The sequence below is a fragment of the Candidatus Pelagibacter communis genome (genome assembly GCF_001180105.1).
In the GTDB taxonomy this organism is placed as follows: Bacteria; Pseudomonadota; Alphaproteobacteria; order Pelagibacterales; family Pelagibacteraceae; genus Pelagibacter; species Pelagibacter ubique_K.
Map to the genome: position 1 here is coordinate 200,391 of NZ_CVSO01000002.1, position 22,649 is coordinate 223,039.

Genomic DNA, 22,649 nt, shown 5'->3' on the forward strand with positions numbered 1-22,649 from the left:
TCAAATAGATTCACAAATCTAAATTAAAGGTATATTCCTAATATAATGAACAAAGATATATATTTAACTAATAGTCTTGGCGGTAAAAAAGAAATATTTAAACCGATAGATCCAAAAAAAGTAAAAATGTATGTATGTGGACCAACTGTTTATGATGATCCCCATATAGGTAATGCAAGACCTTTAGTAGTATTTGATATTTTGTTCAAGGTTTTAAAATGTAAATATGGAAATAAATCAGTTACTTATGTTCGAAACATAACTGATATAGACGATAAAATTATTGAGAGTGCAAAACAAAAAAAAATATCAATTAATGTTTTAACAAAAAATATCACAAATAGTTTTCACAATGATTGTGATTACCTAAAATGTGAAAAACCATCTTTTGAGCCCAAGGCGACAGAGAATATTTCTTTAATGGTCGAAATGATCAATGTTCTTCTTAAAAATAAAAACGCTTACGAAAAAAATTCTCATGTTTATTTCGATGTTTCTAGTTTTAAACATTATGGAAAATTATCAAATAAAAATATAGATGAATTAAAAGCGGGAGCTAGGGTTGAGATATCAGAAAATAAAAAAAATCCAGAAGATTTTGTGTTGTGGAAGCCATCTAATAAAGATGAGCCAAGTTGGGACTCACCTTGGGGCAAAGGAAGACCGGGTTGGCATTTAGAGTGTTCTGCTATGTCAAAAAAATATCTTGGTGATACTTTTGACATTCATGGTGGAGGAAGGGATTTAATATTTCCTCATCACGAAAATGAAATTGCTCAGTCAAGATGTGCTAATAATAATAAATCTTTTTCAAACTACTGGATACATAATGGATTCATTACGATAGCAAATGAAAAAATGGCAAAGTCACAAGGAAACATTTTTAAAATAAAAGATTTCTATCAGAAATATAATGGTCAAGTTTTAAGATTAGCTTTAATTTCAACTCATTACAAACAAGCAATGGATTGGAGTGAAGATTTATTAACTCAATCAAAAAAAACTCTGGATAAATGGTACGAATGTCAAAAAAAACCAGAAAGCAAAGTGTTAATACCAGATGATGATTTAGCTCCTCTATATGATGATTTAAATACACCTGGCTTTATAAGTAATATTCATAAATTATATGATAAAGCTGTCAAAGGATCTGACAAAGACAAAGAAATTTTTACAACAGCATGTAATTTTATTGGTCTATTAACAGAGCCAAAATCAAAATGGCAAGAGTTTAAAAGGAATATTCTAGAAATTTCAGAGGAAGAGATTTTACAAAAGATAAAAGATAGAAACACAGCTAGAGACAATAAAAATTACCAATTAGCTGATGAAATTAGAAACGAACTTTTAGACAAAGGTATTTTAATTGAAGACAAAGATGATAAAACAACTTGGAAAATAAAATGAGCAAAGAACGATTATACATATTTGATACAACATTGAGAGACGGAGCTCAAACCCAGGGTGTGCATTTTTCAATTGATGAAAAAACAAAGATTGCCTATGCTTTAGACGATCTTGGTGTAGATTATATAGAAGGAGGTTGGCCAGGTGCTAATCCATCTGATACAGAATTTTTTCAGAAAGGTTTAGATTTAAAAAACTCCACCTTTACTGCTTTTGGAATGACAAAGAAAGCTGGACGAAGTGCTGAAAATGATCCAGGTTTGTCAGCGATTTTAAATTCAAATACTAAATCTGTTTGTTTAGTAGGAAAGTCTTGGGATTTTCATGTTGATGTTGCATTAGGAATAACTAATGAGGAAAATTTAGAAAACATAAAAGAGACAACAAAACATTTTGTCAAGAATAATAAAGAATTCATGTTTGATGCGGAACACTTCTTTGATGGCTACAAAGCAAATCCCAAATATGCTTTAGCTTGCATCAAAGCTGCTTATGATAATGGAGCTAAGTGGATAGTTCTTTGCGATACTAATGGTGGAACACTTCCTCATGAGGTAACCAAAATAGTTAAAGAGGTTTCAGAACATATTCCTGGTAAAAATTTAGGTATTCACGCACACAATGATACTGGTAATGCTGTTGCAAATTCAATTGCAGCTGTTCTATCAGGAGCAAGACAAATACAAGGTACTATAAATGGCTTAGGAGAAAGATGTGGTAACGCTAACTTAATGTCAATTATTCCAACTTTTCATCTTAAAAAAGAATTATCAGACAAATTTGAAATAAGTATTAAAGAAAAAAATATCAAACATATTACACAATGCTCAAGGTTACTTGACGAGATACTTAATAGAAAACCCAATAAACATTTACCATATGTAGGTGCTGCAGCATTTTCACATAAAGGTGGTTTGCATGTATCTGCTGTTCAAAAAGATCCTAAAACTTACGAGCATATAAATCCAGAAGATGTTGGTAACAATAGAAATATAGTTGTTTCTGATCAGTCAGGTAAATCAAATATTCTTTCTAGACTTAAAACAATTGGGATTGATTTTGAAGAAAACGATCCAAAAGTTAAAAAACTTTTAGAAGAAGTTAAAGATAGAGAATTCATTGGTTATAGTTATGACGGAGCTGATGCTTCTTTTGAATTACTAGCCAGAAGAGTAATGGGAGAAATCCCGAGATATATCTCAATTAAAGAATATGACGTTTCAGTTTCAAAAAATGATCAGAATAAAATTGTTTCTAGAGCAAAAGCAAAATTAGAAGTTGATGGTGAACAAATAGTCTGCGAGGGTGAGGGTAATGGGCCTGTTCATGCTTTAGATAACGCGATAAGAAAAAATGTTACTAAGTTAGAAAAATACTCTGAATATTTAAAAGATTTAAAACTAGTTGACTACAAGGTTAGAATTTTAAATACAGGTACTGAAGCTACTACAAGAGTATCAATTGAAAGTACAGACTCTCAAGGAAAAAATTGGTTTACCATAGGTGTATCCCCAAACATAATTGATGCATCGTTTAAAGCTCTTGTTGATAGCTTGGATTTTAAATTATTTAAGGATAAAGCTCCCGCAAGTAAATAAATGAAAATTAAGAAGTTCTCTAAGAAACCTACTGATATTGAAAGCAGGGTAGGAGCAGATCCTGTTATTTGTTACCCCAATAAAAGTATAAATAATAATCTTGAAATATTACATGAAGCTAGAAATCACATTAAACAAATTGATGAAGTTATAATCCCTCCAAGAGATGCTAAAACTTTTAATGTTAAATTAGGTAATTTTTTTAGAATAGAAAGTGTTGAAGGACCACAAGTTGGAGATTTAAATTTATTTCAAGCTAATAATTTAGATGAAAAGTTTTATTCTGGAAAAACTAGAGCTCTCTACGGAACACATATTTCGGTTGGAGATAAAATGTTTAGTAGCTTCCCGTATTTAAGATCATTAGCTACAATCACATGGGATACATTAGATTGGTATGGTTATGACAAAGATGGAGGCTCTGTTCATGACGTTATAGGTACTAGATGTGATCCTTATACTTATAAGTTAACATCAAACAACGATTATCATTATTGTTGCCATTCAAATTTAACAAGAGCTTTAGTAAAAGAAAGAAATATCAAGTTAGATGACGCAGAAAAAATTGTACACGATGTATTAAATGTATTTATGCTCACTGGTTTTACAAATGATACTAAACAATATTTTATGAAATCAAGTCCAGTAAGACCTGGGGATTATCTAGAATTTTTTGCAGAAACAGACTTATTAGGGGCTTTATCTGCTTGCCCAGGCGGAGACTGTGGATCAGAACATTCGTCTGATGTTGCAAAGTGTTATCCATTAAAGGTTTCCATATGGGATGTTGATCAAAAATATCTTAAAGGAATTAATCCTTCAACATTATCTAACTACAATAGAAATCATGGCATCAAATAAATGAACAAAAGTAAAGTTACATTTATTTTACACAAACCTCAGTTATCAGAGAACATTGGCGCATGTGCAAGAGCAATAAAAAATTTTAATTTTCAAAAACTTTATTTGATTGATCCAAAACCTATTTTTCCTAATGATAAGATATTAGCAACATCCGTTGGAGCAAAAGATATTATAAAGAAAAGTAAAGTTTTTAATAATTTAGAAAGTTCCTTAGGAGATATTGATATATTGATAGCTACATCTGCAAGATTTAGAAACAAAAATGTAAAACATATTAATCTCGAGGGTTTAAAAAAAATAGATTTTACAAAAAAAATTGGTTTTTTATTTGGTTCAGAAGCATCAGGTTTATCAAATAAAGAAGTTAGTTATGCAAATTACACTTTACAAATACCCACAAACATAAATTTTAAATCTTTAAATCTATCCCATAGCCTTATAATTATTGCGCAATACATCTCAAGTTTATTAAATTCCAAATATAGTCAATTTAAAAAGTCAAAAAAGATCAAGAAAGCATCTAAAAAGGAAATTCAAGAGATGATAAATTTGTGCATAAACAACCTAAATGAAATTAATTTTTTTAAACACAAAGAAAAAAAACCTATAATGCTTGAAAATTTAAGAAACATTTTTTATAGAATGGAACTTTCAGATAAAGAAACACGTATTTTATCAAGTGTATTTGCAAGTTTAGGAAAAAAACGTTGATTGACAAATAAGATGTTAAGTTTATAACCCATTTCACTAAATGACAAAAAGATTAAATTCTAAACACAAAATTGATAGAAGACTGAAGGTTAACCTTTGGGGAAGACCAAAAAGCCCTTTCAATAAAAGAGCATACCCTCCAGGACAACACGGACAATCTAAAAATGCAAAATTATCAGACTACGGAACTCAACTTCAAGCTAAGCAAAAATTAAAATCATATTATGGAAACATAAATGAGCGACAATTCCGAAATGTTTACAGAAAAGCCATTATGAAAAAAGGGGATACTGCGGAAAATTTAATAGGTTTTTTAGAAAGAAGATTAGACTCAGTTATTTACAGAGCAAAATTTTCTAGTACGATTTTTTCATCAAGACAGTTCATAAATCATGGGCATGTAAAAGTGAATGGTAAAAAAGTAAACATATCAAGCTACCTTTTAAGTGAAGAAGACACAATCGAGATTAAAGATAAATCAAAACAATTAGCTATCATTGATATTGCTTTAGCTAACAAAGAAAGAGACATTCCTGAATACTTACAAGTTGACGAGAAGAAAAGAACAATTAAATTTGTGAGAACACCAAAGTTTGAAGAAGTTCCTTATCCTGTTGTTATGGAGCCAAACCTAGTAATCGAATATTACTCTAGATAATATTACTTTTTATATCCTATACCTTTTTCGTCAAAAACTTTTTTAAGTTCACCGTTCTCAAACATTTCCTTGATTATATCACATCCACCGATGAATTCTTTTTTTATATAAAGTTGAGGGATTGTTGGCCACTCACTATATATCTTAATACCTTCACGAATTTTTTGATCTTTTAATACGTCAACACTTTGATATTTAACTTCTAAAATTTTTAATATATTTGAAACAGCCATTGAGAAGCCACACTGTGGAGCTTCTGGACTTCCTTTCATAAATAAACAAACATCGCTATTGTTTATTGAATTTTCTATCTGTTCTTTAACTTGTTGATCCATTAATTTTCCTTTGTCTTTAGTGCTAGAGCATGGAGCTCATTTCCCATTTTTCCTTTAAGAGCGTCATACACCATTTTATGTTGTTGAACTTTATTCTTACCCTTAAATTGAGTAGAAGTCACTGTGGCGGAATAGTGATTCCCGTCACCAGCTAAGTCTTGAATATCAATAACAGCATCTGGCAAAGCCTCTTTAATCATTTTTTCAATTTCTTTTAAATCCATCGCCATAATTAACTCATGTATTTATATAACCAACCTTTATAAAATTCTGTCACCTTGTCCACTGTAAAAGTTGGCTCATCATTTATGATAATCTCTTTATCTGTTGTTTCTCCTAATAAATCAAAATGCACAGAGTTTTTCTTTAAAATACTCTCTACTTTTTTAAGATTATTTTTCTCTACTTCAATAATGTATCTTCCTTGATCCTCAGAAAAAAAATATTGATAAATATTTGTTAAATTCTTGAATTTATAAAATTTAATTCCCTTACTGCCTGCTATACACATCTTTAAAGCACCAATCATTATTCCACCAAGAGATACATCATGAACTGATAATGCTAATTTTTCTTGAATAATTTTTAGAATTGTTTCCCCGTTATTTTTTTCATTAAACAAATTTATTTCAGGTGGTGGTCCTTTTTTTTCATCTAAAATTATATTTGCAAAGATACTTTGATCTAAATTTCCTTCAGTTTTTCCAATAACCAAAACTAAGTTTTCTTTCGATTTGAACCGCATGGTCATTAAATCTTTATAGTCTTTTATTAAACCAACACCTCCAATTGTTGGAGTAGGTTTAATACCTTTGTCTTTTGTCTCGTTGTAAAAAGATACGTTCCCCGAAACTACAGGAAAATTTAAATATTTACTTGCCTCATTAATTCCATCAATGCATTCAACAAATTCACCCATATTTTCTTTTTTTTCTGGGTTTCCAAAATTTAAACAGTTTGTTATTGCTACTGGCTCTGCACCAACTGAAACTAAATTTCTCCAAGACTCACAAACTACTTGTTTACCACCAGTTAAAGGATGAGCGTAGCAATAAGCTGCTGACGAGTCAACCGATGAAGCTACCGCCTTTCTGGTTCCGTGAATTCTTACTACGCCGGCATCACCACCTGGTTTTTGAATTGTATCTCCCATAACAGTATGATCATATTGTTCCCATATCCATTGTTTTGAGCAGATGTTAGAACTTGATAACATTTTTTTAATTACTTCATTTAATTTAAGTTTTTTAAAATCATTATTTGTAAATTTTATTTTTTGTGGGAGTTTAGTTTTTTTCCAAGGCCTATCATACATTGGAGCTTCATCTGCTAAAAATTTAATTGGCACATTTGCTACTTTTTCTTTTTCAAAATAGAGCTCAATATTTTTTGTATTAGTCGTTTTTCCTATTACCGCAAAATCTAGGTTCCACTTATCAAATATTTTTTTTGCACTATCTTCCTTCCCATTTTCTAAAACAATCAACATTCTTTCTTGGCTTTCAGATAACATTATTTCGTAAGGGCTCATTTTCTCTTCTCTGCATGGAACTTTATCTAAATGTAATTCAATTCCTAAATTTCCTTTTGATGCCATTTCAATGCTTGAGGAAGTCAATCCTGCAGCACCCATATCTTGAATAGCAATAATAGATTTGTCAGACATTAATTCTAAGCAAGCCTCTAAAAGAAGTTTCTCAGTAAAAGGATCACCAACTTGAACAGTGGGTTTTTTCTCTTCTATTTTGTCATCAAATATCGCTGATGCCATACTTGCTCCGTGAATACCGTCTCTTCCAGTTTTTGATCCAACATATATGACTGGCTTGTTTATTCCTGCAGCCTTTGAGTAAAAAATTTTATTTTTGTTTACCAGGCCCAATGTCATTGCGTTTACTAAAATATTTCCATTGTAAGATTGATCAAAACAAGTTTGACCAGCTATAGTAGGAACTCCAATACAATTTCCATACCCTCCAATTCCTTTGACCACTCCTCTTAATAAATTTTTAGTTTTTTTGTGTTGGGTTGAACCGAAATGAATTGAATTTAAGTTTGCAATTGGTCTTGCACCCATTGTAAAAACATCCCTCATTATTCCACCTACTCCTGTTGCTGCACCTTGATAAGGTTCAATAAAAGAAGGATGGTTATGACTTTCAATTTTAAAAACTATTGCATCGTCGTCTCCAATATCAATTACCCCAGCATTTTCTCCTGGACCTTGAATTACTTTTTTACCTTTAGTGTTTAATTTTTTTAAATGCAATCTTGAAGACTTATAGGAGCAATGCTCATTCCACATCGCTGAAAAAATTCCAAGTTCTGTTAAATTTGGAACGCGCTTTAATAAATCACAAATTTTTTTGTATTCATCAGGCTTTAAACCATGATCTACTGCAATTTTTTCGTTTACTTCCATTATTTCAAATTTTTTAATAAATTTTCAAAAAATATTGAGCCGTCTTCACCAGATAAACTTTGATCTATCATTCGCTCTGGATGAGGCATCATTCCTAAAATATTTTTTTTTTCATTGAATATCCCAGCAATATTCTTTATTGCGCCATTTGGATTAGATTTTTCATCAATTTCTCCATCAGAGTTACAATAGTAAGCTGCAATTTGATTGTTATCTTCTAATGACTTTAATTCATCTTCAGTACAAAAATAATTTCCCTCATTATGAGCTATATGAAGCTCTAAGACATCTTTATTTATATTTTCAAAAAATTTGTTTTTGTTATTGTTAATTTTAACAAATATGTTTTTGCAAATAAATTCAATATTCTTATTTTGTTGAAGAACTCCTTTTAATAGACCGGTTTCTGTTAAGATTTGAAATCCATTACAAATTCCTAAGACCAAACCTCCAGAATTTGCAAAATCTATAACTGATTGAATAATTTTAGATTTTCCAGCTATACTTCCACATCTAAGATAGTCCCCATAAGAAAATCCACCTGGCAAGACAATTAAGTCACTTTTTGGCAATTTATTATCGTCATGCCACACCATTTTATTTTTAAAACCAAATTTTTTTAATGCAACATCCATATCCCTATCACAATTAGATCCTGGGAATATAATGACCGATGAATTCATTAAATAATTTTAAAATCCTCAATGACTTGATTGGCTAGAAGTTTTTTACAAATTTCTTCCACAGAAAGTTTTGCTTTTTGCTCATCACTCTCATCAATATTTATATCAAAGTATTTTCCTTGTCTTACTTCTTTAACATTTGCAAAGCCCATTCCGTTTAATGTTTGTTGTATAGCTTTACCTTGAGGATCAAGAACTCCAGATTTAAGAGTAACAATTACCTTTACTTTCATTTATTTTTTATTTTTTACCGCTTTTGGTTTTTCAAAATTGACAGTTTGTATGTTGGATTGTTCGTGAAGAATACCTAATCTTTTTGCTACTTCTTGATATGCATTAATTAAATTTCCAAGATTATTTCTAAATCTATCTTTATCTAATTTTTTATCAGTCTTATTATCCCATAATCTGCATGTATCTGGACTTATCTCATCTGCTAGCAACACATCTGTTTTACCATTATTTTTAATTCTTCCAAATTCAACTTTAAAATCTACAAGTTTGATGCCAACACCTCTAAACATTCCTACCATGAAGTCATTTATCCTTACTAGTTGTTTATCAATTTTTTCTATTTCTTTTTTAGTTGCCCATTTAAAAGTATAGATATGTTCTTTAGATATAAGAGGATCTCCTAGTTCATCGTTTTTTAAACAATATTCAATTAATGGATCTTCTAAAATAGTACCGTCTTCTATCCCAAGTCTTTTTGTAAGAGAGCCAGTTGCAATATTTCTTACAATAAACTCAATTGGAATAATTTCGACATGTTTAATAAGCTGCTCCCTCATATTTAGTCTTTTTACTAAATGATTTTTTATTCCAACTTGATTTAAATTCATTAAAATATGTTCGGAGATTCTATTATTAAGAACACCTTTGCCTTCGATTTTTGCCTTTTTTTGATTGTTGAAAGCAGTTGCGTCATCTTTAAAATGCTGAATTACAAAATCTTTATTGTCAGTTGCAAATATAACTTTTGCTTTACCTTCATATAATTTCTTCCCTTTTTTCATTATCTAAAAACTCTTCTAAAAATATAATTTACATTTTTTAAATGCTTTGAATATGTAAACACTTTATCAATTTTTTTCTCAGAAATTAGTGATGTGATTGATTTATCCTTTTTAATCAGCTCAATCAGATTAGTATTCTTATTAAAGCTATTAATTGCATGAATTTGAATTTTTTTATAAGCCTTTTCTCTTGAAAGACCAACTTTTGTAAGTTCTAACATCATCTCTTGCGAAAAAATTACTCCTTTAGTTATATTAAGATTTTTCATCATATTTTTTGGATAAATAATCATATTATCCACAAGATTTGTAAGTCTAAATAAAGCAAAATCTAAAGTAATATTAGCATCAGGACCTATATTTCTCTCTACGCTAGAGTGAGATATATCTCGCTCATGCCAAAGAGCAATATTTTCTAGTGCTGGAATAACACTACTTCTCACAAGTCTTGCAAGTCCTGTTAAATTTTCACTTAGTATCGGATTTTTTTTATGAGGCATTGCTGAAGATCCTTTTTGACCTTTTGAAAAAAATTCTTGTAACTCAAAAACTTCAGATCTTTGTAAATGCCTAATTTCTGTTGCAAATCTTTCAATTGATCCAGCTATTATTCCTAAAACAGAAAAATAATAAGCATGTCTATCCCTTGGAATAATTTGCGTTGATATTGGTTCAGGTTTAAGTTTTAATTTTTTTGATACAAAAATTTCCACTCTTGGATCAATATTAGCAAAAGTTCCAACTGCTCCAGAAATAGCACATGTAGAAACTTCACCTATAGCATTCTCTAATCTTTTTTTATTTCTTTTAAATTCTTCATAATAAGATGCTAGCTTTAAACCAAAAGTAATTGGTTCAGCATGAATACCGTGACTTCTTCCGATACATGGGGTCATTTTATGCTTTAAAGCTTTTTTTTTAATTACAGATAATAGTTTCTCTATATCTTTCATTAAAATTTTACCTGATTGAACTAATTGAATATTAAAACTTGTATCAAGTACATCTGATGATGTCATACCTTGATGCAAATATCTTGCTTTAATTCCTGCTTTCTCAGTAATAGATGTGAGAAACGCAATTATATCATGTTTTACTTTACCTTCAATTTGATGAATTCTTTTGACATTTATCTTTCCTCTTCGTCTAACTACAGAAGCTACACCCTTAGGAATAATCTTGAATTTTTCCATTGCTTGAGCTGCAGCAACTTCAACATCAAGCCAAATTTTATATTTATTTTCCTCTGACCAAATTTCTGTAAGTTCTTTTCTTGAATATCTCGATATCATTAATTGTAAGGAGGCTCCTTATAACCTTTAGCAGATTCTGTAAAAATTTCATAACCATTTTCTGTGATTCCAACAGTATGCTCGAATTGTGCAGATAATGTTTTATCTTTTGTGACTGCTGTCCAACCATCGTCTAAAACTTTAGTGTGATACTTTCCAGCATTTATCATTGGCTCAATGGTAAAAGTCATTCCTGGTTTTAATTCATCCCCAGTATCTTTCGAACCATAGTGAAGAATATTTGGCTCTTGATGAAAATTTGTTCCAATTCCGTGACCACAAAAATCTCTTACAACTGAAAAACCATTTTTTTCTACAAAAGATTGTATCTCATGACCAATATCACCAATTCTTTTTCCAGGCTTTAATATCTTAATTGCTCTATTAAGAGACTCATAAGTAACGTTAATAAGTTTTTTTGATTTTACAGAGGCATTACCAACTGTATACATTCGACTTGTGTCCCCATAGTGATCATTAATTATAGCGGTTACATCTATATTAACAATATCTCCATCTTGAAGTGTTCTGTCACCAGGTATACCGTGACAAACAACATGATTAAGCGAAGTGCAAATTGATTTTTCAAATCCTCTATAGAATTGAGGGGCAGAATATCCACCGTTATCTCTTATAAATTCATAACAAAGTTTATCAATATGATTTGTTGCTGTTCCTTCTTTTACATAATCTGTGATCATGTCTAAAGTTTTAGATGCCAAAGAACCAGCAACTCTCATTTTTTCAAATTTTTCCAAATAGTTACTCATCAATAATATCTATTTTTTTTTCTATTCTGATTTCTTTATCGTTTAATTTACATCTATAAGCTAAAAATTTAACACCATCTTTTTTAACTTTTAAATAATTCTTATAATATTCAGCATCGATGTCTTTAGCTATTTTAAATTTATTTATACCTTCAATTTGAGTTAAAAATAAGACAAAGGGTTTAAAGCCTTTTTTTATTGATTCAGCTAACTTAATTAAATGTTTTGAGCCTCTGGTTGTTATAGCATCTGGAAATTCTGCAAAATCTTTGCTCCTTAAAAGAGTTACATTTTTTACCTCGAGTAAATTTTTATCACATAAGAAATCAAACCTTGTATCATCTGAATATTTAAATTCTGGTTTAATTTCTTTAACATTTTTCATTTCCTTAATTAATTTTTTATTAAGACCGTCCAACACTATTTTGTTTGCTCTGTGAGTGTTAACACCAATCATACGATTATTCGATTTAATCATTTCTAATGTAAATTTAAGTTTTCTTTTTGGATCATTAATTTTGGAAACAAAAACTATATTTCCTGGATTTAAAAGACCCATCATTGTGCCTGTGTTGGGACAGTGTGCAGTAATCTTTGAATTATTTACTTTGATATCGACAAAAAATCTTTTATACCGCTTGATTAGTTTGCCTTTGATTAAAGTACTGGTAAATTTCATAATTATTAATTTATATTTGTATATGAAAAATAAAAAAGAAATAAATGCAGGCATAATTATAATTGGAAATGAAGTTCTTTCTGGAAGAACTAAAGACATCAATACAAGTACTTTATCACTATGGTTGAATTCCTTGGGGGTACAAGTAAAGGAAGTAAGAATAATTCCTGATATTGAAAAAGATATTATCGAAACAATAAATACTTTTAAAAGTAAATTCTCTTATGTTTTTACAACAGGTGGAATAGGTCCGACACACGATGACATAACTGCTGAGTCAGTGTCAAAAGCTTTTAATATAGAATATGGTTATCACAAAGAGGCTTTTTCTATTTTAGAAAAATATTATAAGCCAAGTGAATTTAGTGAAGGTAGAAAAAAAATGGCTATGATGCCTGTAACTGCTAAACTTATTTTAAATCCAACAAGTGGTGCACCAGGATTTTATGTCGAAAATGTTTTTTCTCTTCCAGGAGTTCCTTCTATTTTAAAGTCAATGCTTGGAGGTTTAGATCATTTGATTACAGGCGGTGCTCCAATTTTAAGTCATACAATAAATCTTAGAACAGTTGAAAGCGAAATTGCAAAATCTCTAACCCAAGTTCAAAATAATAATCAGGATGTTGAAATAGGAAGTTATCCATTTTTTCGTGCAGGAAAACTTGGCGTTTCTATTGTTGTAAGATCTACTGATAAAGATAAAATTGACACTTGTAATAATGAAATTTTAAAATTTGTTAAAGAACAAAAAATTCAAATTGTAAACGAGGTATAATGTTATATTTTGCTTATGGCAGTAATCTTCACCAAGAACAGATGAAAAGAAGATGCTCTGGCTGCAAATATTTAAAAAAATATATTCTTCAAGACTATCGACTAACTTTTAGAAGTGAGTTGTGTGTAGCGGACATTGAGTTCAAAAAAGGATCTAGTGTCCAAGGAGCATTATATGAAATCACAGCTAAAGATGAAACTTGTCTAGATAAATATGAAGACTTTCCTATTCTTTATAAAAAAATATTCTTCAAATATGAAGAAAGGGATGTAATGGCATATTCAATGGAAAAAAAAACTCCTTTTAAATATCCAAGCACAAGATACTTGAATATCATCAAACAAGGTTACAAAGACTGTAATTTAGATTCAAAATTTTTGGCCGAAGCCCTAAAAGGTTAAAATGTCCTCAAAATTTCAAATATTTAAGATAGGTTTTTTTGATGTTGCACCACATTTACTCTCAGTGATACCTTTTGGTATTATATTTGGTGCAATAGGTATTGAGTTAGGTTTTGATCCAATTATGACTTATGCCACATCATTAATAATCTTTGGTGGTGCATCACAAATTGTATTTTTACAATTGTTATCAGGTGGAGCGTCATCTCTTATTGCAATTACCTCTGTTGGAGTAATAAATTCAAGACATTTGCTTTATGGTGCTGTTTTATCTGAATACTTAAATAAATTATCATCAATTAAAAAACTATTTATTTCATATTTTATTGTTGATCAGGGTTTTGCTGTTTCAAATATCTATTTTAAGAAAAACAAAGAACAAAATTTTAATCATTATCATTTGCTAGGCTCTGGTATTACTCTTTGGCTTTGTTGGCAAATCTCAACAATAATAGGAATATATTTAGGATCTATTGTTCCAGAGTCTTTAGGACTAAAATTTGCAATCCCTTTAACCTTTATAGCAATTATTATTAATGAACTAAGAAAATTAGATCATTTAATTGTAATGATTATTTCAGGATTAGCTGCAACTTTTTTTTATAACGCACCATTCAAATCATATATTTTAATTTCACCACTAATTGGTTTATTTGCAGCTTATTTAATATTAAAATTTAAAAGATGACCTGGACTTCAATTTTTATTGCAGGATTTATTACTTATTTCACTAGAATGGGAATGATTACTTTAATAGATAAAGATGTTTTTAATGAAAGTTTTAGAAAGATTTTAAGCTATGTGCCCTCAGTTGTTTTTCCATCTATAATCTTCCCTGGCATTCTTTTAGATGATTATGGATCATTTGTAGCTATCTCAGATCCTAAAATTTATGGTGCCCTTACAGCAATAATTATTGGATATTTTTCAAGAAATGTAATATTAACTATTATATCAGGGTTAGCTTCTTATTGGTTTTTGATATTTGTTTTATAAGTTATTTATTAGAAAGAACTCGCTCCCATTTTTTTAAATATTCACTTAAATTATAGTTCTTATCAGAGTAAATTTTTAGTTCATCTAAATGTAACTTATAATCCTCTGACTGTTTTTGGACATATTGAATTGCATGGGTTAATTGTTTTTGAAAAGTGTTGATGTGATCTGAATGATTATCTGTGAACTCGTATAAAAATTTACTTTTGCTGCCAGTTTCTTTAAGGGCTGCGAGGTTAGGTAACACTAATAAATTTTTAGCACTCATAGCCTCAATCGCTGCCAGACAAGATGATTCAGGCCAAATATTTGGATATGCAAAAATATGCGAATTTACTAACTCTGATCTTATTTCGTCGTTTGAAACATTTGAGTTGTACTCTACGTTTTTCATGTCTTTTAATTTTTTATAAAGAGGTTCAAATACTTTATCTCTTTCATCCCAGCCATAAATTTTTAAACTTGAAAAAACTTTTAAATGAACTTTATCATTTTCAGCTAATATTTTTGGAAAACAATGGGCGAGCAGCTCTAAACCCCTGTGAGGAGTGGTGTGATAAATTAGATTTACTTTCCCATCATATTTTTTTTGTTTAATTTCGATTGGATTAATAGAATTTTTTATTACTGAAATATTTCTTCCATTAAAATCGAATTTATTACAAAACTCTTCTTTTTGATAATCGCTATTAAAAACAAAATGTGAAAATTTGTATACTAACTCGGATTTAAAGAAATTTTTATACATTCTGTCATTAGGTAAATCTTGAAAATTAAAGATATTAATACCACTGGCAAAATACTGTTCATACAAATCAGGTCGATTAAAAATGATATTTGTGTTTTTAAATAATTCTTTATTTATGCCTTTTAACAATCTTTCAGCAAGCAATACAGTTCCACTCATACCATTTTGACTTGCTCCTAATTTAACTAACTTTCCTGAGATAATTGCTGCCATAACAAAAAAAAGTGTTTCATAATCGTTGTAGAGATCAAACTATACCTAAAGAATTTGTAAAACAAAATGATATTGTGTTATTAATAATAATTATTATAAAAAAAGGAATGCCCTCGTGGTGAAATTGGTAGACACAAAGGACTTAAAATCCTTGCCCTTTTGGGAGTGCCAGTTCGAGTCTGGCCGAGGGCACCACAGAAAGTAATTGATGAGTAAAAAAAAAATATTTATTGGTATGCCTTTATATGAAGGTAACATTTCTCATATCACTTTAACTGGAATAATTGATCTTATTCAATGGTTTGGTTCAAAAAATATTGAATATAAATTTTACTTTATTTCAAAGGACTCATTAGTATCACGCGCGAGAAATACTATTGTTACAAAATTTTTAGATGATGAAGATTTTGATGGAACACATTTATTTTTTTTAGATGCAGATATAGGATTTAATCATAAAAACTTTGAAAGATTACTAGATTACAATAAAGACTTGGTATGTGGCGTTTATCCAACTAAAGGAATTAATTGGGAAAGATTAAAAACTTTGGATAACAAAACTGTTAAACCTCAAAATTTAATGAATTATAATGTAAATTTCATTGATTCATCAAATATCAAATTAGATAAAGGTTTTACAGAAGTTAAAGAAGGTGCAACTGGATTTATGTTAATTAAAAAAGAAGTCTTTTTAAAACTAAAAGATAATTATTCAGATTTAAAATTTACTCCACGACCAAGTTCCGTATTATCAGGTTCAGACAACTGTTATGACTTTTTTAAAGTAGGAAACTATAAAGATAAAAAAGGTAATGTTAATTATCTATCTGAGGATTTTTATTTTTCAACATTATGGAGAGATATAGGGGGAAAAATTTTTGCTGATATGACTTCTGAACTAAGCCACTTAGGTAAATTTAGTTTTCATGGGTCACCGTCATTCAATTTAAAAAAGAATTAAATGAAAAAAGTCCATATTATTAGTGATACAAATAATAGATCACTTAAAATCAAAAATTTTTTAACGAAAAAAATTAAGTCTAGTTCATTAAAAAAATCATCTTTAATAATAGTTGTTGGTGGAGATGGCTTTATGCTTCAAACTTTAAAAAAGAATTATAGATTAAACAAACCTTTCTACGGGGTAAACTCTGGGAATTATGGGTTTTTAATGAACAGGTTTAATAGAAACAAAACACATAAAAAAATTTTTCAAGCAAAAAAAATTAATATATCTCCATTAACTATGAGTGTGAAAACTAAAACTGGAAACAAAAAAAAGGGAATTGCAATAAATGAAGTCTCGATACTCAGACAAAGTAGACAAGCGGCTTCTTTAAAAATAAGTCAAGGTAAAAAACAAATTATCAAAGAATTAATCTCTGATGGAGTCCTTGTGTCTACTCCAGCTGGAAGTACTGCATATAATCTATCTGTGCATGGCCCAATATTAAGTTTAAATTCCAAACAATTATCAATTGCACCAATAAGTGCATTTAGGCCCAGAAGATGGAAGCCCAGGATAGTTAACGATAATTCCCAAATTACAATTAGAAATCTTAATCCCGCTAAAAGACCAATTAGTGCTGTCGCAGATAATTATGAAGTTAGAAATGCCAAACAAATTACAATTAAAAAAAACAAAAAAATCAAATTTAGTTTAATGTATGATAAGAACAGAAGTCTTCAAAAAAAAATTAGTATTGAAAAATTAAGAAAAGAACTTTGAGTGGTGCCTCCGCTTTAAAGGTGAAAATAATATTAATATTTGATACTTATTTGACAAAATAATGTTTCCAAATAGGCAAAATAATAATACGTTTTATTGAAATTAAGATTTTTATATGGCAACAAGAATAAGTTCTAGAAATTTTGACACAGAAGTTAAAAAGATAATTAACAATATCATTCCCGGATGTAAAAATATTTATATAAGAGTAGGTTATTTTTATTTTTCAGGGTTTTCATTAATTGCTAAAAGTTTAAAAGATAAAAATATTAAAATTTTAGTTGGAATTGAGTCAGATCAAAAAACAACAAATATTGTAAAATCTGAAAAAGAAATTAGTGAAGAATATTTGAAAAAATTTTCAGAAACAGTTGATAAGGATGAAATACTAGATAAGCCAGAAGAAAGAGATTCATACTTTATATTTAAAAAAAAACTTAAAGATGGAACCTTAGAGGTTCGTCAAAACAAAAGAATAGATCATTCTAAAGAATTTATTTTTGAGTACTCAGATAAAAATGCAAAAATGTTTAATAGTCCAGGCCAAACTATGGTTGGATCATCAAATCTAACTCACTCTGGCTTTATAAGTAATCAAGAAACAAATGTTTTAATTCCAGATCCAGAAAATTTTAAAAATACAAAATTAGATTTTATGGATGATTGGGAAAATTCTATTCCATTATTAAACAAAGAAAAGGCAAAAATATTTGAGAAATATTCAAGCAAGTTTCCATTCGAACAAACCCCGAGTCCTTACTTGATGTACGTAAGAGTTTTAAATGAGTATTTCAAGGACAGAAGTGATGAGGAAATAAAATTACCAAAAGATATTACAGAAGATTACTTTGAAAACTACAAGTACCAAAGAGATGCTATTGCAAAGGGGCTTGATATTTTAAAAGATCATAATGGTGTATTAATAGCTGATGTAGTAGGTTTAGGAAAAAGTATTATTGCATCAGCTATAGCTAACAACATAGGTTTGAGGACTGTAGTAATTTGCCCACCACATTTAAAAGAACAATGGAAGGACTATTTATATAAATTTAAAGTTAGAGGAGCAAGAATTTATACTTCTGGAAAAATTTTAGATGCATTAACTGAGGATACCCCAGGACAAAAATTAATAATTATTGATGAAGTACATAAGTTTAGAAATGACGAAACTAAGGATTATCTAAATCTTTATCAATTATGTCATGATAGTAATGGTAAAGAACCAAATAAGGTAGTTTTATTGTCAGCCACACCCTTTAATAATAAGCCCAGTGATACCTTTAGTTTAATTAAATTATTTCAGATCCCCACAAGATCAACTTTACAAACAATTACAAATCTTTCAGTATATTTTGAAAGAATAAGTAAAACTTATAACAGCCTAAAGAGAGAGCAAATTATAAATAAAAGAAGTACAAAAGAAATAAATGATGATTTTAAAAAATTAGGGGAAGAAATTCGAAATATAATATCTCCTTTGATTATAAGAAGATCTCGAATTGATCTAGAAAATATAAAAGCTTATGACAATGATTTAAAAAAGCAGAAGATCTTTTTTCCAAAAGTGGAAGATCCTATTTTGTTAACTTATGATTTGGATAATATTGAGGATATTTACAAAAAAACTTTAAAGATTATTGCACCAGGTAATGAAGATAGTAATTATAAATGTGCAAGATATAAACCTCTAGCCTATGTTAAGCCAGAATGTTTGAATGAAGTCTTAGATGCAGGAGGGTACAATGATGATGAAAAAAAAAATAAGTTACCTCAGCAACAGCAAAACATTCATGACTTTATTAAAAGAATGATGGTTAGAAGATTTGAAAGCAGTACACATTCATTTTCTATAACTTTAGATAGGGTAATCAGATCTAATGAGAGAATGATAGAATATTACGAAACAAAAGGTGTGGTGCCAGTTTATCCAAGAAACCAATTACCTGATTTAGAGGAACTTTATGGAAGTGAGGATGATACACAAGTAGATGATTTTGATATTGAAAAAGAATCAAAACTTGAGAAATTTAAAAATAAAGGACTATGGTTTATACAAAAAGATCAATTAAAAAAAAGTTATATAGAAGATATTAAAAATGATTTTGAAATACTTAAATCAATTCAAAAGGATTGGGAAATTTTAAAAAGCAAAAATTTTAAAGATCCTAAAACAGACGCATTTAGAGAAATTATTGGTAAACAATTAAAAAAAGAACCAAAAAGAAAAATAATTATATTTACTGAATTTTCAGATACAGCAAATTATTTATATAAAAAAATTAAAAAAGATTTTAAAGCATATATTTATACTTCTAAAGATTCTTCTAAAAAAAGGAATAAGATAGAAATAAAAGAAAACTTTGATGCATCAAGCAAAGTTCAAAAAAATGATTATGATATAATGATTGCAACGGACGCTATTTCAGAAGGTTTTAACTTACATAGAGCTGGAACAATCTTTAATTACGATATTCCCTACAACCCCACGAGGGTTGTCCAGAGGTTTGGAAGGATAAATAGAATTAATAAAAAAATGTTTGAAAAATTATATATATATAATTTTTTTCCTACAGATATAGGCGAAACAGAAGTAAATCTAAAAAGAATTACTGGACTAAAAAAAATGATGTTTAATGCGATATTTGGTGAAGATACGAAAGTATTAACAACTAATGAAACTTTAGGAAGTTATTTTCAAAAGCAGTTTGATGATATCTATAAGGAAACTGAGTCAGCAGAAACCTATTTTGAAAATATTATCTATGATTTAAGAGATTTTAATCCTGAGGTTATCATTGAAGCAAATAATATCTCCAAAAGGGTAAAGGCAAAAAGAAAAATTAAATCTGATAATGGTTTGTTAATTTTTTCAAAAAAAGGGGATGTACCAAAATTTGTTTTTGCAGATAAAAAAAAAGAAATAAGAAACTTACTATCAATAGAAGCTCTAAAAATATTTGAAGCAAAACCTAATGAAAAACACATCAATTTTGATAGGAAATATGACTCACTTTATGAAGAGATTAAAGAACAAATATTTGCAGAACAGAAAATTTTGCCACCCAATAAAAAGAAAAGGGATTTGATAAATAAGTTACAATTATTATCAAGAGAAAGTAGGTACTCAGATTATTATTCAAAATTACATACTGTTGTAAAAGAACTTGATGCATTAACACCTTTGCAACTTAGAACTATCAGAAAGATAACATCTAAAACCTCCGATAAAAATATTAAAAAAATTATGGAAGAAATACCAGAGAGGTTACTTGTAAATCTTCTCAAAACATACAATGAAGTTGAGCTTAAAAAAGATGCTTTAATCATTACCGAACAAATCAATGATTGATTTTACAAAAAAATATGAACAAACAAATTTTCGTTCTTTTTTAAAAGAGTTTTTGCCTAAAGATTATACAGAAACTGAGAATGAATTAAAAATTGATACTGATAACAAATATTTCAGTAAAGCTACATTATTGGGCAATGTAAATTCATTAGATAGACTAGTAATTATCGAAGTAGAGAGAACTAAATCAGAAAAAAGTCGTTTAGCTGTTACCAAAGAATTATTCAGATTTTTGGAGTTATATGGGTACTCAAAAGCATTAATAATTACATTTTCAAAAAAAGAATCCCACTATAGATTTTCATTAATCAAAAGTGATTTAAAATGGACATCAGACACAAAAGTAAAAAGGGAATTTTCAAATCCTAAAAGATTATCTTTTTTACTTGGTGAAGGCTCCAAAGTTCATACTGCAACTAAGCATCTTATAGATGATGGAAGAGTAAAAAATTTTGATGATTTATATTCAAGATTTAACATAGAAATAGTTAATGATGAATTTTATGATCATTATAAAAATTTATTTTTAAATTTGAAAGATAAACTAGACAAAGACAAGGAATTTAGTGCTTTTGCTAAAAAGATCAATTTAGAGACTAAAAATTTTGCAAAAAAATTATTAGGACAAATTATCTTTTGTTATTTTTTACAAAAAAAAGGATGGCTAGGAGTTGAAGAAAATAAATCGTTTGGAACTGGTGATACTTCTTTTTTAAGAAATAAATTTAGACAAATTCACAAAGAAAAAAAAAACTTTTTTAATGATTTTTTAGAATTTTTTTTTTATAGAGGTTTAAATAATCAAAACAAAAATGATTTTGTTAAAGAAATAAATTGCAGGGTTCCTTATGTTGGCGGTGGTTTATTTGAATATTATGAGGGATATGATTGGGAAAAAGAAAAATTAAATATACCGAATACAACTTTTTCAAATGATGATAATGATGGAATATTAGATATTTTTGAACTTTATAATTTTACAGTAGATGAAAATGAGACTATTGATATAGAAATTTCGATAGATCCAGAAATGCTTGGTAGAATTTTTGAGAGTCTTCTTGATGAAAATATTAGACAAGAAAGAGGAGCCTTTTATACACCTCGCTCAATAGTTAAAGATATGTGTGAGAAAAGCATAATTAATTATTTATCAATTAAGCTAGTTGATAAATTAAGTTTGAAACAGATATCAGATTTTGTCTCAAATGAACAATTTGATATTTCGAAAGATGAAGTTTTTAAAAAAAATTCATCCTTAATAGATTCATTTCTCGAAGAAGTAAAAATATGTGACCCAGCAATAGGTTCTGGTGCTTTTGCTGTAGGTGTTGTTAATTTAATTTCCAATCTTAGAGTTTCATTAAGAGATTTTGTTGATAGAAAATATAAAAATACATCTTATTACTTTAAAAGAGATTGTATTCAAAACTCAATCTATGGTGTTGATATTGATATTTCATCAGTTGAAATTACTAAATTAAGACTTTGGCTCTCACTCATTGTAGATGAAATAGATTATTCGCTAACAGAGCCTTTACCAAATTTAGATTATAAAATAATGCAGGGAGACTCTCTTATTGATGAGTTTTATGGATACAAATTTAGTATTTCTCAAAACGATAAACAGCAATATAGTTTAGATGAACGTCCAAAAGAAATTGAGGATTTAATAATTAAGTTAAATTCTCTTCAAAAAAAATACTCAAATTTAAAACAATTTCTAAAGAGAAAAGAGACTAAAATAGAAATCGATAATCTTTTATTATTAATTTTTGAGAAAGTTATGGTTAATGTTAATCAATTTGATCAAGAAAAAACAAAAAGATTTAAAAAAAGATACAATGATCCTCGGCCACGAAATACTTTAAGAAACTATTTTTGTTGGGAATTATTTTTTGCTGAAGTTTTTTATTTAAATGGAGGATTTGATATAATTATTGCAAATCCTCCTTATGAAGTTTTAGATTCTAAAGAGTCAATAGATTCAGAGGAGAGAATATCTC

Annotated in this window: 23 protein-coding genes and 1 tRNA gene; 14 read left to right on the top strand and 10 right to left on the bottom strand. The window is 28.7% G+C overall.

Annotation, left to right across the window (positions count from 1 at the left end; translation table 11 throughout):
- Positions 1-45 precede the first annotated feature (45 nt).
- Genes cysS through rpsD form a run of 5 tightly spaced genes read left to right on the top strand, consistent with a single transcriptional unit; the run spans position 46 to position 5,238 of the window.
- On the top strand, positions 46-1,407 hold the full coding sequence (gene cysS, locus AMN84_RS01085) for a cysteine--tRNA ligase (protein ID WP_075482611.1): 1,362 nt from the start codon (positions 46-48) through the stop codon (positions 1,405-1,407).
- Complete coding sequence (gene cimA, locus AMN84_RS01090; RefSeq protein ID WP_075482684.1) at positions 1,404-3,005, top strand: citramalate synthase; 1,602 nt, start codon at positions 1,404-1,406, stop codon at positions 3,003-3,005. The genes cysS and cimA overlap by 4 nt, the downstream gene beginning before the upstream one ends.
- Positions 3,006-3,866 carry an urea carboxylase-associated family protein gene (locus tag AMN84_RS01095; protein ID WP_075482613.1) on the top strand — a complete coding sequence of 287 codons (861 nt, stop codon included), beginning with the start codon at positions 3,006-3,008 and terminating at the stop codon, positions 3,864-3,866.
- Positions 3,867-4,580, top strand: coding sequence for an RNA methyltransferase (locus AMN84_RS01100; RefSeq protein WP_075482615.1), 714 nt, complete (start codon positions 3,867-3,869; stop codon positions 4,578-4,580).
- A gap of 40 nt (positions 4,581-4,620) precedes the next feature.
- Entirely contained in the window at positions 4,621-5,238 is a 618-nt protein-coding gene (gene rpsD / locus AMN84_RS01105) for a 30S ribosomal protein S4 (RefSeq protein WP_075482617.1), read from the top strand.
- A gap of 2 nt (positions 5,239-5,240) precedes the next feature.
- On the opposite strand, the gene grxD is transcribed toward rpsD, so the two are convergent.
- Genes grxD through sfsA form a run of 9 tightly spaced genes read right to left on the bottom strand, consistent with a single transcriptional unit; the run spans position 5,241 to position 12,435 of the window.
- Positions 5,241-5,573, bottom strand: a complete 333-nt coding sequence (gene grxD / locus AMN84_RS01110) for a Grx4 family monothiol glutaredoxin (RefSeq protein WP_075482620.1) — start codon at positions 5,571-5,573, stop codon at positions 5,241-5,243.
- Positions 5,573-5,803: a BolA/IbaG family iron-sulfur metabolism protein gene (locus AMN84_RS01115; RefSeq protein WP_075482622.1), complete on the bottom strand. Its 231-nt coding sequence runs from the start codon at positions 5,801-5,803 to the stop codon at positions 5,573-5,575. Before AMN84_RS01115 ends, grxD begins: the two co-directional genes overlap by 1 nt.
- Before the next feature lie 2 nt (positions 5,804-5,805).
- Positions 5,806-7,995 carry a phosphoribosylformylglycinamidine synthase subunit PurL gene (gene purL / locus AMN84_RS01120; protein ID WP_075482624.1) on the bottom strand — a complete coding sequence of 730 codons (2,190 nt, stop codon included), beginning with the start codon at positions 7,993-7,995 and terminating at the stop codon, positions 5,806-5,808.
- Positions 7,995-8,678, bottom strand: coding sequence for a phosphoribosylformylglycinamidine synthase subunit PurQ (gene purQ / locus AMN84_RS01125; protein WP_075482626.1), 684 nt, complete (start codon positions 8,676-8,678; stop codon positions 7,995-7,997). The genes purL and purQ overlap by 1 nt, the downstream gene beginning before the upstream one ends.
- Positions 8,678-8,911 (bottom strand): phosphoribosylformylglycinamidine synthase subunit PurS, encoded by a 234-nt coding sequence (purS, locus tag AMN84_RS01130; protein WP_075482628.1) that lies wholly within the window; start codon positions 8,909-8,911, stop codon positions 8,678-8,680. The genes purQ and purS overlap by 1 nt, the downstream gene beginning before the upstream one ends.
- Positions 8,912-9,694, bottom strand: a complete 783-nt coding sequence (gene purC, locus AMN84_RS01135; RefSeq protein ID WP_075482630.1) for a phosphoribosylaminoimidazolesuccinocarboxamide synthase — start codon at positions 9,692-9,694, stop codon at positions 8,912-8,914.
- Positions 9,694-10,986 carry an adenylosuccinate lyase gene (purB, locus tag AMN84_RS01140; RefSeq protein WP_075482633.1) on the bottom strand — a complete coding sequence of 431 codons (1,293 nt, stop codon included), beginning with the start codon at positions 10,984-10,986 and terminating at the stop codon, positions 9,694-9,696. Before purB ends, purC begins: the two co-directional genes overlap by 1 nt.
- On the bottom strand, positions 10,986-11,756 hold the full coding sequence (gene map, locus AMN84_RS01145; protein WP_075482635.1) for a type I methionyl aminopeptidase: 771 nt from the start codon (positions 11,754-11,756) through the stop codon (positions 10,986-10,988). Before map ends, purB begins: the two co-directional genes overlap by 1 nt.
- A complete protein-coding gene (gene sfsA / locus AMN84_RS01150; protein ID WP_075482686.1) occupies positions 11,749-12,435 on the bottom strand; it encodes a DNA/RNA nuclease SfsA in 687 nt (228 codons plus the stop codon). Before sfsA ends, map begins: the two co-directional genes overlap by 8 nt.
- 22 nt (positions 12,436-12,457) lie before the next feature.
- On the opposite strand from sfsA, the gene AMN84_RS01155 reads away from it, so the two are divergent.
- The 4 genes from AMN84_RS01155 to AMN84_RS01170 are packed head-to-tail and all read left to right on the top strand — an operon-like array spanning position 12,458 to position 14,607.
- Positions 12,458-13,210 (top strand): competence/damage-inducible protein A, encoded by a 753-nt coding sequence (locus tag AMN84_RS01155; protein WP_075482637.1) that lies wholly within the window; start codon positions 12,458-12,460, stop codon positions 13,208-13,210.
- Entirely contained in the window at positions 13,210-13,611 is a 402-nt protein-coding gene (locus tag AMN84_RS01160) for a gamma-glutamylcyclotransferase family protein (RefSeq protein ID WP_075482639.1), read from the top strand. Before AMN84_RS01155 ends, AMN84_RS01160 begins: the two co-directional genes overlap by 1 nt.
- 1 nt (position 13,612) lies before the next feature.
- Entirely contained in the window at positions 13,613-14,299 is a 687-nt protein-coding gene (locus tag AMN84_RS01165) for an AzlC family ABC transporter permease (RefSeq protein ID WP_075482641.1), read from the top strand.
- Entirely contained in the window at positions 14,296-14,607 is a 312-nt protein-coding gene (locus tag AMN84_RS01170; RefSeq protein ID WP_075482643.1) for an AzlD domain-containing protein, read from the top strand. Before AMN84_RS01165 ends, AMN84_RS01170 begins: the two co-directional genes overlap by 4 nt.
- Before the next feature lies 1 nt (position 14,608).
- Here AMN84_RS01170 and AMN84_RS01175 read toward each other — a convergent pair whose 3' ends face one another.
- The gene (locus tag AMN84_RS01175; protein ID WP_075482645.1) at positions 14,609-15,568 is read right to left on the bottom strand and encodes a glycosyltransferase; all 960 of its coding nucleotides are present in this window, start codon (positions 15,566-15,568) and stop codon (positions 14,609-14,611) included.
- 109 nt (positions 15,569-15,677) lie between these two features.
- Here AMN84_RS01175 and AMN84_RS01180 point away from each other — a divergent pair.
- The 5 genes from AMN84_RS01180 to AMN84_RS01200 form a co-directional block, all read left to right on the top strand.
- Positions 15,678-15,763: transfer RNA gene (locus tag AMN84_RS01180), tRNA-Leu, on the top strand.
- Positions 15,764-15,776: 13 nt separating this feature from the next.
- Positions 15,777-16,529 carry a hypothetical protein gene (locus tag AMN84_RS01185; protein ID WP_075482648.1) on the top strand — a complete coding sequence of 251 codons (753 nt, stop codon included), beginning with the start codon at positions 15,777-15,779 and terminating at the stop codon, positions 16,527-16,529.
- The gene (locus tag AMN84_RS01190; protein WP_075482650.1) at positions 16,530-17,297 is read left to right on the top strand and encodes an NAD kinase; all 768 of its coding nucleotides are present in this window, start codon (positions 16,530-16,532) and stop codon (positions 17,295-17,297) included.
- Between the two features lie 115 nt (positions 17,298-17,412).
- Complete coding sequence (locus AMN84_RS01195; RefSeq protein WP_075482652.1) at positions 17,413-20,646, top strand: helicase-related protein; 3,234 nt, start codon at positions 17,413-17,415, stop codon at positions 20,644-20,646.
- Positions 20,639-22,649, top strand: a 2,011-nt coding sequence (locus AMN84_RS01200) for an Eco57I restriction-modification methylase domain-containing protein (RefSeq protein ID WP_218836767.1), incomplete at its 3' end; no start/stop codon positions are given. The genes AMN84_RS01195 and AMN84_RS01200, both read left to right, overlap by 8 nt.

Coding starts and splice junctions, on each gene's coding strand:
- cysS (WP_075482611.1), top strand. CDS start 46: ATGAACAAAGATATATATTTAACTAATAGTCTTGGCGGTAAAAAAGAA.
- cimA (WP_075482684.1), top strand. CDS start 1,404: ATGAGCAAAGAACGATTATACATATTTGATACAACATTGAGAGACGGA.
- AMN84_RS01095 (WP_075482613.1), top strand. CDS start 3,006: ATGAAAATTAAGAAGTTCTCTAAGAAACCTACTGATATTGAAAGCAGG.
- AMN84_RS01100 (WP_075482615.1), top strand. CDS start 3,867: ATGAACAAAAGTAAAGTTACATTTATTTTACACAAACCTCAGTTATCA.
- rpsD (WP_075482617.1), top strand. CDS start 4,621: ATGACAAAAAGATTAAATTCTAAACACAAAATTGATAGAAGACTGAAG.
- grxD (WP_075482620.1), bottom strand. CDS start 5,573: ATGGATCAACAAGTTAAAGAACAGATAGAAAATTCAATAAACAATAGC.
- AMN84_RS01115 (WP_075482622.1), bottom strand. CDS start 5,803: ATGGCGATGGATTTAAAAGAAATTGAAAAAATGATTAAAGAGGCTTTG.
- purL (WP_075482624.1), bottom strand. CDS start 7,995: ATGGAAGTAAACGAAAAAATTGCAGTAGATCATGGTTTAAAGCCTGAT.
- purQ (WP_075482626.1), bottom strand. CDS start 8,678: ATGAATTCATCGGTCATTATATTCCCAGGATCTAATTGTGATAGGGAT.
- purS (WP_075482628.1), bottom strand. CDS start 8,911: ATGAAAGTAAAGGTAATTGTTACTCTTAAATCTGGAGTTCTTGATCCT.
- purC (WP_075482630.1), bottom strand. CDS start 9,694: ATGAAAAAAGGGAAGAAATTATATGAAGGTAAAGCAAAAGTTATATTT.
- purB (WP_075482633.1), bottom strand. CDS start 10,986: ATGATATCGAGATATTCAAGAAAAGAACTTACAGAAATTTGGTCAGAG.
- map (WP_075482635.1), bottom strand. CDS start 11,756: ATGAGTAACTATTTGGAAAAATTTGAAAAAATGAGAGTTGCTGGTTCT.
- sfsA (WP_075482686.1), bottom strand. CDS start 12,435: ATGAAATTTACCAGTACTTTAATCAAAGGCAAACTAATCAAGCGGTAT.
- AMN84_RS01155 (WP_075482637.1), top strand. CDS start 12,458: ATGAAAAATAAAAAAGAAATAAATGCAGGCATAATTATAATTGGAAAT.
- AMN84_RS01160 (WP_075482639.1), top strand. CDS start 13,210: ATGTTATATTTTGCTTATGGCAGTAATCTTCACCAAGAACAGATGAAA.
- AMN84_RS01165 (WP_075482641.1), top strand. CDS start 13,613: ATGTCCTCAAAATTTCAAATATTTAAGATAGGTTTTTTTGATGTTGCA.
- AMN84_RS01170 (WP_075482643.1), top strand. CDS start 14,296: ATGACCTGGACTTCAATTTTTATTGCAGGATTTATTACTTATTTCACT.
- AMN84_RS01175 (WP_075482645.1), bottom strand. CDS start 15,568: ATGGCAGCAATTATCTCAGGAAAGTTAGTTAAATTAGGAGCAAGTCAA.
- AMN84_RS01185 (WP_075482648.1), top strand. CDS start 15,777: ATGAGTAAAAAAAAAATATTTATTGGTATGCCTTTATATGAAGGTAAC.
- AMN84_RS01190 (WP_075482650.1), top strand. CDS start 16,530: ATGAAAAAAGTCCATATTATTAGTGATACAAATAATAGATCACTTAAA.
- AMN84_RS01195 (WP_075482652.1), top strand. CDS start 17,413: ATGGCAACAAGAATAAGTTCTAGAAATTTTGACACAGAAGTTAAAAAG.